Annotated in this window: 15 protein-coding genes and 1 pseudogene; 4 read left to right on the top strand and 12 right to left on the bottom strand. The window is 65.5% G+C overall.

Going from position 1 to position 14,531, the window contains the following annotated elements; all coding sequences use genetic code 11:
- From ACESLR_RS08220 to fabD, 9 genes and pseudogenes are all read right to left on the bottom strand, one after another.
- A pseudogene (locus tag ACESLR_RS08220) lies at window positions 1–264 on the bottom strand (DNA-directed DNA polymerase); the annotation flags it as partial.
- Between the two features lie 6 nt (window positions 265–270).
- On the bottom strand, window positions 271–924 hold the full coding sequence (tmk, locus tag ACESLR_RS08215) for a dTMP kinase (RefSeq protein WP_373024196.1): 654 nt from the start codon (window positions 922–924) through the stop codon (window positions 271–273).
- A gap of 14 nt (window positions 925–938) precedes the next feature.
- Window positions 939–1,973 carry an endolytic transglycosylase MltG gene (mltG, locus tag ACESLR_RS08210; RefSeq protein ID WP_373067006.1) on the bottom strand — a complete coding sequence of 345 codons (1,035 nt, stop codon included), beginning with the start codon at window positions 1,971–1,973 and terminating at the stop codon, window positions 939–941.
- On the bottom strand, window positions 1,960–2,772 hold the full coding sequence (gene pabC / locus ACESLR_RS08205) for an aminodeoxychorismate lyase (RefSeq protein WP_373024198.1): 813 nt from the start codon (window positions 2,770–2,772) through the stop codon (window positions 1,960–1,962). Before pabC ends, mltG begins: the two co-directional genes overlap by 14 nt.
- A complete protein-coding gene (locus ACESLR_RS08200) occupies window positions 2,769–4,118 on the bottom strand; it encodes an aminodeoxychorismate synthase component I (RefSeq protein WP_373024199.1) in 1,350 nt (449 codons plus the stop codon). Before ACESLR_RS08200 ends, pabC begins: the two co-directional genes overlap by 4 nt.
- A 15-nt stretch (window positions 4,119–4,133) precedes the next feature.
- Window positions 4,134–5,354 (bottom strand): beta-ketoacyl-ACP synthase II, encoded by a 1,221-nt coding sequence (gene fabF / locus ACESLR_RS08195; protein WP_373024250.1) that lies wholly within the window; start codon window positions 5,352–5,354, stop codon window positions 4,134–4,136.
- 129 nt (window positions 5,355–5,483) lie between these two features.
- A complete protein-coding gene (gene acpP, locus ACESLR_RS08190) occupies window positions 5,484–5,723 on the bottom strand; it encodes an acyl carrier protein (RefSeq protein WP_017941560.1) in 240 nt (79 codons plus the stop codon).
- Window positions 5,724–5,851: 128 nt separating this feature from the next.
- Window positions 5,852–6,589, bottom strand: coding sequence for a 3-oxoacyl-ACP reductase FabG (gene fabG, locus ACESLR_RS08185; RefSeq protein ID WP_373024200.1), 738 nt, complete (start codon window positions 6,587–6,589; stop codon window positions 5,852–5,854).
- Window positions 6,590–6,670: 81 nt separating this feature from the next.
- The gene (gene fabD, locus ACESLR_RS08180) at window positions 6,671–7,615 is read right to left on the bottom strand and encodes an ACP S-malonyltransferase (RefSeq protein ID WP_373024201.1); all 945 of its coding nucleotides are present in this window, start codon (window positions 7,613–7,615) and stop codon (window positions 6,671–6,673) included.
- A 210-nt stretch (window positions 7,616–7,825) separates the two neighbouring features.
- Between fabD and infA the strand changes: the two genes are divergently transcribed.
- A complete protein-coding gene (infA, locus tag ACESLR_RS08175) occupies window positions 7,826–8,044 on the top strand; it encodes a translation initiation factor IF-1 (RefSeq protein WP_012982660.1) in 219 nt (72 codons plus the stop codon).
- A 77-nt stretch (window positions 8,045–8,121) separates the two neighbouring features.
- Here the strand turns inward: infA and clpA are convergent, their stop codons facing one another.
- The 3 genes from clpA to icd all read right to left on the bottom strand — a co-directional run bounded on the left by clpA (window position 8,122) and on the right by icd (window position 12,094).
- Window positions 8,122–10,392 (bottom strand): ATP-dependent Clp protease ATP-binding subunit ClpA, encoded by a 2,271-nt coding sequence (gene clpA, locus ACESLR_RS08170; protein ID WP_373024202.1) that lies wholly within the window; start codon window positions 10,390–10,392, stop codon window positions 8,122–8,124.
- A gap of 5 nt (window positions 10,393–10,397) precedes the next feature.
- Entirely contained in the window at window positions 10,398–10,724 is a 327-nt protein-coding gene (gene clpS / locus ACESLR_RS08165; protein ID WP_024327344.1) for an ATP-dependent Clp protease adapter ClpS, read from the bottom strand.
- A 113-nt stretch (window positions 10,725–10,837) separates the two neighbouring features.
- Window positions 10,838–12,094 (bottom strand): NADP-dependent isocitrate dehydrogenase, encoded by a 1,257-nt coding sequence (icd, locus tag ACESLR_RS08160; RefSeq protein ID WP_373024203.1) that lies wholly within the window; start codon window positions 12,092–12,094, stop codon window positions 10,838–10,840.
- A gap of 154 nt (window positions 12,095–12,248) precedes the next feature.
- On the opposite strand from icd, the gene ACESLR_RS08155 reads away from it, so the two are divergent.
- The 3 genes from ACESLR_RS08155 (at window position 12,249) to hflD (ending at window position 14,517) form a co-directional block, all read left to right on the top strand.
- Complete coding sequence (locus tag ACESLR_RS08155; protein WP_373024205.1) at window positions 12,249–12,710, top strand: NUDIX domain-containing protein; 462 nt, start codon at window positions 12,249–12,251, stop codon at window positions 12,708–12,710.
- Window positions 12,707–13,807, top strand: coding sequence for a tRNA 2-thiouridine(34) synthase MnmA (gene mnmA, locus ACESLR_RS08150; RefSeq protein ID WP_373024206.1), 1,101 nt, complete (start codon window positions 12,707–12,709; stop codon window positions 13,805–13,807). The genes ACESLR_RS08155 and mnmA overlap by 4 nt, the downstream gene beginning before the upstream one ends.
- An 80-nt stretch (window positions 13,808–13,887) precedes the next feature.
- Window positions 13,888–14,517 (top strand): high frequency lysogenization protein HflD, encoded by a 630-nt coding sequence (hflD, locus tag ACESLR_RS08145; RefSeq protein ID WP_373024207.1) that lies wholly within the window; start codon window positions 13,888–13,890, stop codon window positions 14,515–14,517.
- The last annotated feature ends 14 nt before the right edge of the window (window positions 14,518–14,531 follow it).

Below are 14,531 nucleotides of genomic sequence, written 5' to 3'. Positions count from 1 at the left end.
CTCCAGGCCCAGGACCTCGGGGTGCACGCCGCCGACGAAACTGCGACAGGCATTGCACTCGCCACAGGCAGCCTCGGCCCCGGTCGCGCGCTGACACAGCAGGGCCTGGACCAGTGCCTGCGAAAGAAGCGCCTTGCCCACCCCTGGGGCGCCATGGAGCAACAGGCCGGTGGGCAGGCGGCCGTCACGCCCGCGGCGGATCAGGGACTCCCATGGCGCTCGTAACCAGGGCGGGATGGCCTCCGTTGTCGTAACGGTATCCATCTCCCCCTACCCCTCGAGTGAATGCAGCGGCAGGCGCTCGCGAACCCCCGCAAGAATCCGCTCGGCTACCGTGTCCGGGTCCGAGGCACCATCGACGACCAGATACCGTTCGGGGGCCTGGGCCGCGCGCTCGCGATACGCCTCGCGGGCACGCTGGAAAAAGTCCACCGCCTCGCGTTCGATGCGGTCGCGCCGGCCGCGCTGGACCGCCCGTTCCAGTCCGGCTTCAGGCTCGATATCCAGCAGGATGACCAGGTCCGGCCGTAGCGCCCCCTGCAACCAGGCCTCCAGTTCGGCCACGCGCCCGGCACCCAGACCCCGCCCTGCCCCCTGATACGCAAACGACGCGTCCGTAAAGCGATCGCTGAGCACCCACCCGCCCGCCTGCAGGGCGGGCCGGATTACCTCTGACAGGTGCTGGGCGCGCGCGGCAAACATCAGCAGCAGTTCGGCCTCCGCGCACATGCCGGGGAGGTCCGGATCCAGAAGCAGCCCACGCAGGCGTTCGCCCAGCGCGGTCCCGCCGGGCTCGCGGGTGTTGCACACCGGGCGACCCGCGGCCCGCAGGGCCGCATCCAGGCGTTCCATCTGGGTGGTCTTGCCCGAGCCCTCGGTACCTTCGAGTACCAGGAAGCGGCCAGGATGGGGCGAGCGATCCATGCGCGGGACTCCGGTTAGCGGTTGCGAATGCCGTAGCGGCTGCCGTCGCCGCCAAGCTGGTAGCGGATCACGGCCTCGCGGTGTTCGCGATAGGTCTCCGAGAAATGATGACTGCCATCGCCGCGCGAGACAAAGAACAGGTCGTCGGTATCGGCCGGCCGGGCCGCGGCCTCCAGGGCCGCCCTCCCGGGAAGCGCGATCGGCGTCGGGGGGAGCCCGACCCGGGTGTAGGTGTTGTAGGGATGGTCGCGGTCGAGTTCCGCGCGTGTCAGCCGTTGCACGCCCGGCTCCTGAACATACAGGAGCGTTGGATCCGTCTGCAGACGCATGCCTCGTTGCAGGCGATTCACGAACACACCCGCCACCCGGTCACGTTCCTCTCCCCGCCCGGTCTCGCGCTCGATGATCGACGCCAGGATCAGGAGCTCGTAGGGGGAATCCGCCGGGTGGTCCTCGATGCGGTTTTCCCAGGCGCGGTCGAGATGCAGGCGCATCGCCCGGTGCGCGCGTTTCAGCACGTTCAGGGCATCGGTACCGGATCCGAAGAAGTAGGTGTCCGGAAGGAACCACCCCTCCGGATGTTCCAGGTCCGATATTTCGAGGGCCTCGAGAAGGTTGTGCACGCCAACGGACTCGGGAGGACCGACCAGCTCGGGATGTTCGCGCAGCGCGGCCAGCGCCTGACGAATGGTCCAGCCCTCGGGGAATGTCAGGCGATGCTGAACGACCTCGCCACGGGCCATCGCATGCAGCAAATCGCGCGGCGTCATCCCCGGGGTGACCGCATATTCCCCCGCCTGCAGACGCGGGGCGATGCCCTGCCGACGGCCATAGACCTCCGCCACCCACGCGGAATCGATCCAGCCCCGCTCCGCGAATGACTGGCTGACCGAGCGCAGCCCCTGACCGGATTCCAGCTGGAAACGCTCCGATGTCTCCAGCACAAGCGGCGTATCCAATTGCGCGCGGTAATGCTCGCTCAACCACCACGCGGCCACCAGGGCCAGCAGCACCACGAAGCCCAGTACGGCGAGACTAATCCGCTTCATGCAACGCGATCCCCATTGGATACACCGGATCATCCTGCCACGCGGGCCCCGGCTTGTCCGCTTCGACCAGTCGCGCCGGGGTCAACCCCAGGCGCGCGTTGCTGACGTATAGGCTGTCTGCTTGTCCGACACGCGTGGGGCCCGGATAGGCTTCGACGACCTCGAACCCGAATCGGGGCGCGTGATCCCGTATCCAGGCCCGCCGCGTCCCCGCGATCCCGGCCTGCTCGACCGGTGGCGTCACCAGGCGGCGCCCTTCCCGCAGCCACAGATTGCCCTGCGTCACACTGACGACGCGCCCCAGGGCATCGTGGAGGATCGCCTCGTCCCATCCCGGTTTCCAGCTGCGCCGCGCCATCACGTGTTCCAGGCGACTGGTGTGCTTCAGGCCCGCCAAGGCCGGGTTCACGCCCACCGGGATCTCCGAATGGCCCATGATCAACGATGCCCGCGCGTGGGGTGGCGTTTCCTCAATGACCGGCCCCGCACTCACAATCCGTGTCGGGGTTGCGATCTCGGGCGGCGCATAGCCCCGCGGCCCCTCGCCACGGGTCAGCGTCAACCGCACCAGGCAGGTGTCCGGCTCGGCGACCCGGGCGACCTCCTCCAAGATCTGTGGCTCGTCCGGTTCCGGGAAACCCAGTTGCTGCACGCCCCGCCAGAGCCTGTCCCGGTGATACGCCCACAACTGGGGCCGACCAGCGCGTACAAGCAAGGTCTCAAACAGTCCGTCACCCAGCAAAAGCCCGCGGTCGAGGGGCGCAATCCGACCTTCCAGCTCACCGTTGACCAGAATCACACCACGTCCTCGTTCGCCCCGTGCAGGGCCTCCAGAAGGCCACGCGCCTTGTGTCGTGTCTCCTCCAGTTCGCGCTCGGGATCGGAGTCCGCGACGATCCCGGCCCCGGCCCGGAAGCGCAGTTCATTCCCGCGCACCACGAGGGTACGGATGAGGATATTCGTATCCATGCGTCCATGCCGGCTGACATAGCCGCAACCGCCGGTATAGGCGCCACGGGGGGCATACTGCTCCAGTTCCTGGATGATCTGCATGCTCCGGATCTTGGGGCAGCCCGTGATCGTGCCCCCGGGGAAGACCGCGCGCAGGACATTCGCGGCCGTGGTCCCGGCGCGCAGTCGGCCGACAATGCTCGACACGATGTGGTGCACCCGGCGATAGCTCTCGATGGTCATCAATTCCGCCACCCGGACACTCCCGGTTTCAGCCACACGTCCGACATCGTTGCGTTCCAGATCCACCAGCATCACGTGCTCAGCCCGTTCCTTTAAATTGACTGTCAACTCGCTGAAAAGCCGCTGGTCCTCATCGGCATCCGAATCCCGTCGTCGCGTTCCCGCAATCGGCCGGGTCTCGGCCATTCCCGCCTCGACCGATACCAGACGTTCGGGGGAAGAACTGATGACGTGCGCACCCGGGAGCTGCAGCCAAGCCGCGAACGGTGCCGCATTCGCCTCCCGCAGGCGTGCATACAGCACCGCCGGATCCAGCGCCGCACGGGCCGTGGCATGCCATTCCCGCGACAGGTTGACCTGAAAGGTATCGCCGGCCCGGATGTATTCCAGCCCACGCAGCACCGCGTCGCGATACTGCTCAGGGGCTTCTTCTCGCAGGGTCAGCCCCGGCAGCGCTTCGTCCGTGACGTCCATTACGCCTCGCACTGCCGCGCAGTCGGACTCGACCTGCTCCCGGCGCGCCGGGAGCCCCTCCTCGTCGACCCACCAAGTCGTGCCTTCATGGTGATCATGGATCAGCGCACCCGGGAAACGGGTCACCAGTGCGTCCGGCAGCCAGGGATCACCCCGGCACTGGCCCAGAGCCGGTTCCAGGCGCCAGGCCAGTTCGTAACCCGCGTAGAGGAACCAGCCCCCGAGGAAGGGCAGATGGGCATGAGCGGCATCACCTGGATCGAACACTGGCGAACGAGCAAGATCCTGATCCAGTGCGTCGAGTACATCGTCCCCGGCTGCACTGGAAAGCGTCCGCCCGGGAAAAGCGAACAGAATGGAAAAGCGCGCCGGGGCCTGCCCGATGAGGGCCGACTCCAGCAGGTGCGGATAGCGTTCGGGAAACCGCCGCGCCAGGGCCGCGAAATCGACCCCGGCGGCCAGCTGATGGACCGCCATAGCGGCGCGGCAGCGTCAGATGCTGCGGAACACCAGGGTGCCGTTGGTGCCGCCGAACCCGAACGAGTTGGACAGCCCGACCTTGGTATTCATCTCGCGCGCCTCGTTGGCGACGTAATCGAGATCGCAACCCTCGCCCGGGTTCTCCAAGTTGATGGTCGGCGGCGACACCTGGTCGCGCAGCGCGAGGGCCGTGAACACGCCTTCGATGCCCCCGGCGGCGCCCAGCAGGTGACCGGTCATCGACTTGGTCGAGTTCACCAGCAGCTTGTAGGCATGATCGCCAAAGGCCTTCTTCAGCCCCTGGGTCTCCGCCAGGTCGCCGGCCGGAGTCGACGTCCCGTGGGCGTTGATATAACCGACCTCTTCTGGATTCACGCCCGCGTCCGTCAGGGCGCGATGCATGCACTTCGCGGCGCCGGAGCCATCCTGTACGGGCTGCGTCATGTGGTGTGCATCGGCGTTCCAGGCGAATCCGGCGATCTCGCAGTAGATATTGGCCCCGCGGGCCTTCGCGTGCTCGTACTCTTCCAGCATCATCACGCCGGCCCCATCACTGAGCACGAAGCCGTCGCGGTCCTGATCCCAGGGACGCGAGGCGCGTTCCGGGTCGTCGTTGCGGGTGGACAGCGCACGGGCGGCCGCAAACCCACCAATGCCCAGCGGCGTGGTGGCCATCTCGGCGCCACCGGCAACCATCGCATCCGCGTCGCCGTAGGCGATCATGCGCGCGGCGTCACCAATGTTGTGGGTGCCGGTGGCGCAGGCCGAAACGATGGAGATGTTCGGGCCCTGAAGGTTGCGCATGATGGACAGGTTCCCGGCCACCATGTTGATGATGGCGCTGGGGACAAAGAACGGCGAGATCTTGCGCGCCCCGCCCTTCAGGTAGGCTCCGTAGGAGCGCTCGATGTACGGCAGACCGCCGATCCCGGAACCAATGGCGACCCCGACGCGCTCGGCGTTTTCCTCGCTCACCTCCAGCCCGGAATCGTCCAGGGCCTGCAGCCCGGCGGCGATCCCGTAGAGGACGAAGGTGTCCATCTTCTTCTGCTCTTTCGTCGGGACGTAGTCATTGGCCTCGAAGTCCCGGACTGCACCGGAGATCTTTACCGGCATGTCCGCGGCATCGAACACATCGATGGGGGAAATGCCGCTCTTGCCGGCCTTGATGTTGCTCCAGGCCTTGTCGATAGTGGATCCGACCGGGGAGACGATCCCCAGTCCGGTAATCACGACACGTCGCTTAGCCAATGATGTTCTCCTCGAAAGACTGAATACGCTGTTCAGCGAAACGACGAAGGGCCGCCCTGCGCACAGGAAGGCCCGTTCGCGTCGTCCTGACCGGCGCCCGGAGGCGTCGGATCAGTCCTTCATGTGCTCGTTGATGTAATCGATCGCCTGCTGCACGGTGGTGATCTTTTCCGCCTGCTCGTCGGGGATCTCGGTCTCGAATTCCTCTTCGAGCGCCATCACCAGTTCCACCGTGTCCAGCGAATCCGCACCCAGGTCGTCGACGAAAGCGGCGGCGTTGGTCACGTCCTCTTCCTTGACTCCCAGTTGCTCGACAACGATCTTCTTGACGCGTTCTTCAATGCTACTCATGGTTCAGAAATCCCCTTCAGTGTGAGGCGGCTTCGTTGAAAGGTCCGCCATTCTAGAGAAAAGCCTCGCCGCGATCTAGCGATCCGCGCGGCGGGCCGTGCGGGCGGCCTGAAGCCGGCCCGTCGTGATCAGTGCATGAACATCCCGCCGTTCACGTGCAGGGTTTCGCCGGTAATGTAACCCGCTTCCTCCGAGGCCAGGAAACCCACGGTCGCGGCGATTTCCTCGGGCGCGCCCAGGCGTCCCAGCGGGATCTGTCCCAGCAGAGCCGCCTTGGTGTCGTCACCCAGTTCACGCGTCATGTCGGTGTCGATGAACCCCGGGGCCACGGTGTTCACCGTGATGTTGCGGCTCCCGACCTCGCGCGCCAGCGAGCGGGCAAAGCCTGCCAGTCCCGCCTTGGCGGCCGCGTAGTTGGTCTGTCCGGCATTGCCGGTGGAGCCCACCACGGATCCGATCAGGATGATGCGCCCGCGGCGCAGCTTCATCATGCCCTTCAGCAGCCGCTGGGTCAGGCGCACGGCGGCGGAGAGGTTGGTGTCGATGATCGCGTCCCACTCCTCGTCCTTCATGCGCATGAACAGGTTGTCGCGCGTGATACCGGCGTTGTTCACCAGCACCTCGATCGCCCCTTCCTGGTCCTGGATCGCCTTCAGGCCGGCGGCGACGGATTCGCCATCGGTTACGTCCATTGCGATACCGCGGCCGCCCCATTCCTTCAGGGCCTCGGTGATCCGGTCGGCACCGGCCTCGCTGGTGGCGGTGCCGACCACCTGAAGACCCTGCTCGGCCAGACGTCGGGCGATAGCGGCGCCGATTCCGCGGCTGGCGCCGGTGACCAGGGCTACACGTTTGCTGTCGGACATGGTTGTGCCTTTGCTTCAGTAAGAGGGATTCACGACGACGGAGATGACTGGCCTCTCCAGAAGATCCCGGGCGGATGCGGCTCAATCCCGGACCAGGCGCTCGAGGGTAGCCTTCAGCGTATCGCGGTCGGCGACATCGAACAGATCCAGTTCGCGGTCGATGCGCTTGGCCAGACCGGTCAGCACACGCCCCGGGCCACATTCGACCTGTACCGTCACGCCCTGCCCGCGCAGGCCCCGGACGGTTTCAACCCAGCGCACCGGACGATACAGCTGTGCGGCGAGGTTGTCCTTGATTACCTCGGCGGAATCCGCCGGTGCTGCCGTCACATTCTGCCAGACCGGGATCGTCGGCGGATTGAAGGGGGTGTGATCCAGTGCGGCCTGCAGGCGATCCGCTGCCGGGCGCATCAGCGCACAATGCGAGGGGACCGATACCGGCAGCTTCAGGGCCCGCTTGGCCCCCGCATCCTTCGCCGCAGCGACGGCCCGGTCGACCGCCGCCGCATTACCGGCGATGACGACCTGGCCCGGGGCGTTCAGGTTGACGGCCTCGAGAACCTCGCGCCCCGCATGCTCGGCGCAAAGAACCTGCACCGCATCGTCCTCCAGCCCCAGGATCGCGGCCATCGCGCCCTCGCCTTCCGGGACGGCGGCCTGCATGGCCCGGGCGCGTTCGGCCACCAGACGAACGGCATCGGGGAAGCGCAGCACCCCGGCGGCAACCAGGGCGCTGTATTCGCCGAGGCTGTGCCCGGCGACCGCCTGCGGACGCGCGGACGTCTGTTCGCTCAGCAGCCGCCAGGCGGCTACCCCCGCGGCCAGCATCACCGGTTGCGTCCATTCCGTCTGGTTCAGCTGCTCCACGGGCCCGTGCTGACACAGGCTCCAGAGATCGGCGTCGAGGCAGTCCGACGCCTCCTGGAAGGTGTCGCGTACAATGGCATGATCGTCGCCCAGATCGGCCAGCATACCGGTGGACTGGGAACCCTGCCCCGGAAAAACGGCTGCCCAAGATGTTGTCATTCGCAATGGTCTCGCGCGTGAAAGCGCGCGTAGTGTAGGCGGTCCGTTAAGTGTCGGCAAACGCGGGGTATGGGCACGTCACGGCGGGCACCACCCGGTTCAGCCAGCCTTCCCATGCGACGGTCGAGCCGCGCGAAGCCCGTCATAACTTGTGTTCCGCCGGTGCATCCGGATAATGTCGCCACCTTGATTCAATACGAGAGGAACTGTATGGCGAAGGAAGACGAAATCGAGCTGGAGGGCACCGTCGTCGAGACACTCCCGAACACCACCTTCCGGGTGGAGCTCGAAAACGGGCACACGATCACGGCGCACATCTCCGGAAAGATGCGCAAGCATTACATCCGGATCCTGCGCGGTGACAAGGTGATCGTGCAAATGACGCCCTACGACCTGACCAAGGGCCGCATCGTCTACCGCAACAAGTAAGTTCCCTCTCCCGCGAAGAAGCCCCGGCCAGACCGGGGCTTCTTCGTTTGTGAGTCCCGTTACGCCAAACCGTCGCGTCAGGAAGACACGGCCGCCTCCTGGATGTCCAGCTCCAGGCCGGAATCGCCCAGCCGCACCACCACTTCCCCGCCATGCGCCAGGCGCCCGAACAATAGCTCGTCGGCCAGGGGCTTCTTGATGTGCTCCTGCAGCGTGCGCGCCATCGGCCGCGCCCCCATCTTCGCGTCGTAGCCGTGCTCGGCCAGCCAGGCCCGCGCCTCCGGCTCCACGGTCAGGTGTACCTTCTTCTCGTCGAGCTGAGCCTGCAACTGGATCAGGAACTTGTCCACCACGTTCAGAATGGTGGCCTCGTCCAGCGGGCCGAACTGGATCGTGGCATCCAGGCGGTTGCGGAACTCCGGCGTGAAGGTCCGCTTGATCGCCTCCATCGCATCGCTGGAGTGGTCCTGCTGGGTGAACCCCACGGAGGGGCGGCTCGCCTGTTCGGCGCCGGCGTTGGTGGTCATCACCAGGATCACGTTGCGGAAGTCCACCTCGCGGCCGTTGGCATCGGTCAGCGTGCCGTGGTCCATCACCTGCAGGAGCACGTTGAAGACATCCGGGTGCGCCTTCTCGATCTCGTCCAGCAACAGCACGCAATGCGGATGTTTCAGGATGGCGTCGGTCAGCAAACCACCTTCTTCATAGCCCACATAGCCCGGGGGGGCCCCGATCAGGCGGGACACGGTGTGCCGCTCCATGTATTCCGACATGTCGAAGCGGGCCAGGTGAATACCCATCTGCTGCGCCAGCTGGCGCGTGACCTCGGTCTTGCCCACCCCCGTCGGGCCGGCAAACAGGAACGAGCCAATCGGCTTGTCCATGTCGCCCAGCCCGGAGCGCGCCATCTTGATGGCGGTCGCCAGGGTCCCGATGGCCTCGTCCTGACCGAATACGGTCATCTTAAGGTTGCGGTCGAGGTTGCGCAGCGTCTCCTTGTCGGAGCTGGAGACCGACTTCGGCGGGATGCGTGCGATCTTGGCCACGATGGTCTCGATATCCTGCACGCTGATGGTCTTCTTGCGCTGACTGACCGGCTGCAGCTGCCGGCTAGCCCCGGCCTCGTCGATCAGGTCGATCGCCTTGTCCGGCAGGAAGCGGTCAGTGATGTAGCGATCGGCCAGTTCCGCCGCGGCGCGCAGGGCCGGTTTGGTGAAGCGCACGTTGTGGTGCATCTCGAACCGGGACTTGAGTCCACGCAGGATCTGCTCGGTCTCGTCCACGGTCGGCTCGGGGACCTCGATCTTCTGGAAGCGGCGCGCCAGAGCACGATCCTTCTCGAAGATGCCGCGGTATTCCTGATAGGTGGTGGATCCGATGCACTTCAGTTCGCCCGAGGCCAGCATCGGCTTGATCAGATTGGAGGCGTCCATCACCCCGCCGGAGGCCGCGCCGGCCCCGATGATGGTGTGGATCTCGTCGATGAACAGTACCGCCCCCGGCTCCTTCTTGAGCTGGGCCAGCACGCCCTTCAAACGTTTCTCGAAGTCACCCCGATACTTAGTACCCGCCACCAGCGCGCCGAGGTCCAGGGCGTAGACGGTCGCGGATTCGATCGCCTCCGGCACCTGCTCATCGACAATGCGCCGGGCGAGACCCTCGGCAATGGCAGTCTTCCCGACGCCAGCCTCGCCCACCAACAGCGGGTTGTTCTTGCGCCGGCGGCAAAGGATCTGGATGGTCCGCTCGATTTCGTGATCGCGACCGATCAACGGGTCGATTTCGTCCCTGGCTGCCTTGTCATTCAGGTTGCTGGCATAGAGCTGCAGCGCGTTGGTCTTGTCGTCGCGCTCGCCCTCCACCGGCTCGGCCTGGGACTCGTTCGGGCTGGGCTGCGCCCCGAGCTCGTCCTCGCCGACCTTCGAGATGCCGTGCGAGATGAAATTGACCACATCCAGGCGCGAAATATTCTGCTGGCCCAATACATACAGGGCCTGGCTGTCCTGCTCGCCGAACAGTGCGACCAGGACATTGGCGCCGGACACTTCCTTGCGTCCGCTGGACTGCACGTGGAACACCGCCCGTTGCAGCACGCGCTGGAAACCCAGCGTGGGTTGCGTTTCGCGCGAATCGTTCGGCGGGATCCGCGGCGTGTTCTCGTCAATATAGGCCTCCAGTTCGTCGCGGATGCGATCAAGATCACCCCCGCACGCCCGCAGCACCGTGGCCGCGCTGGGATTCTGCGCCAGCGCCATCAGCAAGTGCTCAACGGTCACGAACTCGTGACGTTTTTCGCGGGCCTCCTTGAAGACCATGTTCAGGCTGAATTCGAGTTCCTTGTCGAGCATGGGAGTCAGGCCTCCTCCATCGAGCAAAGCAGTGGGTGCTGATGACTGCGGGCGTAGTCGTTCACCTGCGCCACCTTGGTCTCGGCCACATCCCGGGTAAAGATGCCGCATACTCCCTTGCCGCGCGTGTGCACGTGCAGCATCACCCGGGTGGCCTTTTCGCGATCCATGCTGAAGAAGGTCTCCAGTACCTCGATCACGAACTCCATCGGCGTGAAATCATCGTTGAGCAAGACCACCTTGTACTGTCGCGGTGGCTTGAGCTCCGGCCTCGATTCTTCGACCGTTACCGAGTCGTCTCGATCGGGGTTTTGGGGCTTGTCTTCACTCATCGGTCGAACTCACGCCTTCAGCGGTTACTCGTTTGGGTCGTCTCCATCCTCGAATGGTTCCAGGCTGGGGCCAAGTGCCCTTACGGACACTCCGACCACCTGCTGCCCGTTCGTCACATGTGTTTGATCATTGCTTCGCCGAATGCCGAGCACGCGATCGGCTCGACGTCGTCCATCAGCCGGGCGAAGTCGTAGGTCACCTCGCCGGCACTGATCGCACCGCCCATGCCCTTGACTACCAGGTCAGCCGCCTCGGACCAGCCCAGATGCCGCAGCATCATTTCGGCAGACAGGATCAGCGAGCCGGGGTTCACCTTGTCCTGGCCGGCGTACTTCGGCGCGGTCCCGTGAGTCGCCTCGAACATGGCAGTGGTATCCGACAGGTTCGCACCCGGAGCGATCCCGATGCCGCCCACCTGGGCGGCCAGCGCGTCCGAGATGTAGTCGCCGTTGAGGTTGAGCGTGGCGATCACCGAGTAATCCTCCGGACGCAGCAGGATCTGCTGCAGGAAGGCGTCGGCGATAACGTCCTTGACGACGATCTCGCGCCCGGTCTTCGGATTCTTGAAGGTCTGCCACGGGCCGCCGTCGAGATCATTCGCACCGAATTCCTCGCGCGCCAGCTCGTAGCCCCAGGCCTTGAACGAACCCTCGGTGAATTTCATGATATTACCCTTGTGCACCAGGGTCACCGACGGACGGTCGTTATCGATCGCGTACTCGATGGCCTTGCGCACCAGGCGCTTGGTGCCCTCGCTGGAAACCGGCTTCACGCCGATTCCGGCGGTGTCAGGGAAACGAATCTGGGTCACACCCATCTCGCCCTGCAGGAAGTCGATGACCTTCTTGGCCTCCGGCGTGCCGGACTCGAACTCGATCCCGGCGTAGATGTCCTCGGAGTTCTCGCGGAAGATCACCATGTCGGTCTTCTCCGGCTCCTTCAGCGGGCTCGGGGTGCCGTCGTAATAGCGCACCGGGCGCAGGCAGACATACAGATCCAGCTTCTGGCGCAGCGCCACATTCAGGGAGCGGAAGCCGCCACCGACCGGGGTGGTCAGCGGGCCCTTGATGGAGACGCGATAGTCCTTTACCGCCTGCAGGGTCTCGTCCGGCAGCCCGGAGTTGTCATCGTAGACCTGCGTCGCCTTCTCGCCGGCATAGACCTCCATCCACTCGATGGCCTTCTTGCCGCCATAGGCCTTTTCCACCGCCGCATCGGTCACCCGGCGCATCACCGGGGTGATGTCCACACCGATCCCGTCACCTTCGATGTACGGGATCACAGGATGATCCGGCACCTGCAGCTTTCCCTGGTCATCGACGGTGATGCGTTCACCCTTCTCCGGGACCTGAATGTGCTGGTAGGCCATGCAAACTCCTTGTGCGGAACTCGAGAAAATCGATTGGCTGATTGCGTATGGCTCGATTATACATGCCGAAACGCCGTTTCCGGTGGGCGAAGGGATACGGATTGCGCGTTCCGGAATGGCGGCCTGCCCCGGCGGCTGCGTTATCATTCGCCGCATGACCGACCGCCTCCCCTGTCACATCACCGTGGCCGCCGTGATCGAACACGATGGTCAGTTCCTGTTCGTCGAGGAAACCGATGGCGGGCGCCGGGTCCTGAACCAGCCGGCCGGACACCTGGATGCCGGAGAGGATCTGGTCGACGCGGTGGTGCGCGAGGTCCGGGAGGAAACCTGCATGGCGTTCACGCCCGACGCCACCCTGGGTTGTGACCTGCTGGAGTTGGCGGGCGGGGCCGTGATCCTGCGCGTCACCTTCTCCGGTGCGGCGACCCCGCTGCCATCGCCCACGCCGCGCGACCCGGCGATCCATGCCCTGCACTGGCTGACCCCCGAGACGGCCGAGCGCGACTGGCCGCTGCGCAGCCCGCTGGTGATGCGCAGCATCCGCCGATACCGCGAGGGCCTGCGGCTGCCCCTGGCGGCGGTCGGCAGCCTTGTGCGGACCGCCGCGCAATGACCGATCGCGAGCGCGTCATCATCGGCCTGTCCGGCGGGGTCGACTCTGCCGTCGCGGCCAGCTGCCTGCTGGAGGCCGGCTATCGCGTCGAAGGCCTGTTCATGAAGAACTGGGAGGATGACGACGACGCCGAATACTGCGCCGCCGAGGCCGACTACGCGATGGCCCGCGAAGTCGCCGACTGCCTGGAAATCCCGCTGCACAAGGCAAACTTTGCCGAGGACTACCGCCAGCGGGTGTTCGCACGGTTCCTCCATGAATACGAGGCCGGACGTACCCCGAACCCGGACATCCTCTGCAACCGTGAGATCAAGTTCCGCTCGTTCCTCGACCACGCCCGCGAGCTGGGCGCCACCCGGATCGCCACGGGTCACTACGCCCGGGTGCGCCACCACGCCGGCTACAGCGAACTGTGTACGGCAGCCGATGCCAACAAGGACCAGACCTACTTCCTCCACACCCTGACCCAGGAACAGCTACGCCCCGCTCTGTTCCCGCTGGGCGACATCCCCAAGGACCGGGTCCGGGAACGGGCGCGCGAACTGGGCCTGCCAAACCACGCCCGCAAGGATTCCACCGGCATCTGCTTTATTGGCGAACGACGTTTCCGGGACTTCCTCGCGCAATACCTGAAGGCAACCGGGGGCGAGATGCACACCCCGGAGGGCCAGGTGGTCGGTCGCCACCAGGGCCTGATGTTCTACACCCTCGGCCAGCGCCAGGGCCTGGGGATCGGTGGGGTCGACGGCTTCGCCGAGGCCCCGTGGTACGTCGTCGACAAGGATCTCGCGGCCAACGTCCTGGTAGTCGCCCAGGACCCGCGGCATCCGCGGCTGATGAGCCCCTCGCTGATGACCGAACCCCCACACTGGATCCACGAGGCACCCACTCCCGGTACGCCGCTGATGGCCCGGCTGCGCCATCGCCAGCCCCTGCAGGACTGCCGGGTACAGCGCCTGGATGCCGCCGGCGCCACGGTTGTCTTCGACACCCCCCAGCGTGCCGCAACCCCCGGGCAGTCCATCGCCTTCTACCGCGACGATGTCTGCCTGGGGGGCGCCGTGATCGCCACGCGCAGCACGATGGATGCCGTCTGACCCGTGAGTCATCCGGGCCACTTCCGGTATAGTGAGCCCACCCGGCATCCCCACCCCGCCTACCCAAGGAATCGACTGGCTTGGATCGCTCCGATCATAATCGAACCCTCGCGCTGGCCGCCCTCTTCCAGTGCGCGAGCCTGGTCAAGGATCTGGCCTGGCGCGGAAGCTGCGACGAATACGAATTCGAGGTCCTGGTCGGCAGCCTGTTCGCCTTCGACGCCGAGACCCCCGAGGCGGTCTACCGCGAGGCGGTCAGCCTGCGCAGTGGCCTGGAGCGCATCGAGAGCCAGCTGCAGAACGGCAGCAAGCCGCCGGACATGGAGATCACCCGTTACGCCATCGGGCTGATCTTCCTCGAGCGCAAGCTGCAAAAGCGCGACGACATGCTGCAGAAGCTGACCGACGGCCTGCAGGGCGCCCAGCGCCAGATCGACTACTTCCACATTACGCACGAAAGCGTGATAGCCCGGCTGGCCGAGATCTACAAGGAGACCATCTCCGAACTCGGCCCGCGCATCATCGTGCAGGGCGAACAGAACAACCTGTCCACTCCCGAAACCGCAGCGCGCATCCGCGCGCTCCTGCTGGCCGGGATCCGGGCCGCGGTCCTCTGGCGTCAGGCCGGCGGATCGCGCTGGAAACTTCTATTCGGCCGCAAGCGGCTGATTCGCGAAGCGAATCATATCCTCAACCGACTCAATACCTGAACGCGGAAGACGCA

Source organism: Thioalkalivibrio sp. (genome assembly GCF_041685615.1).
In the GTDB taxonomy this organism is placed as follows: domain Bacteria; phylum Pseudomonadota; class Gammaproteobacteria; order Ectothiorhodospirales; family Ectothiorhodospiraceae; genus Thioalkalivibrio.
Note: the sequence above shows the minus strand (reverse complement) of the source record. Positions and strands in the feature narration are given on the sequence as shown.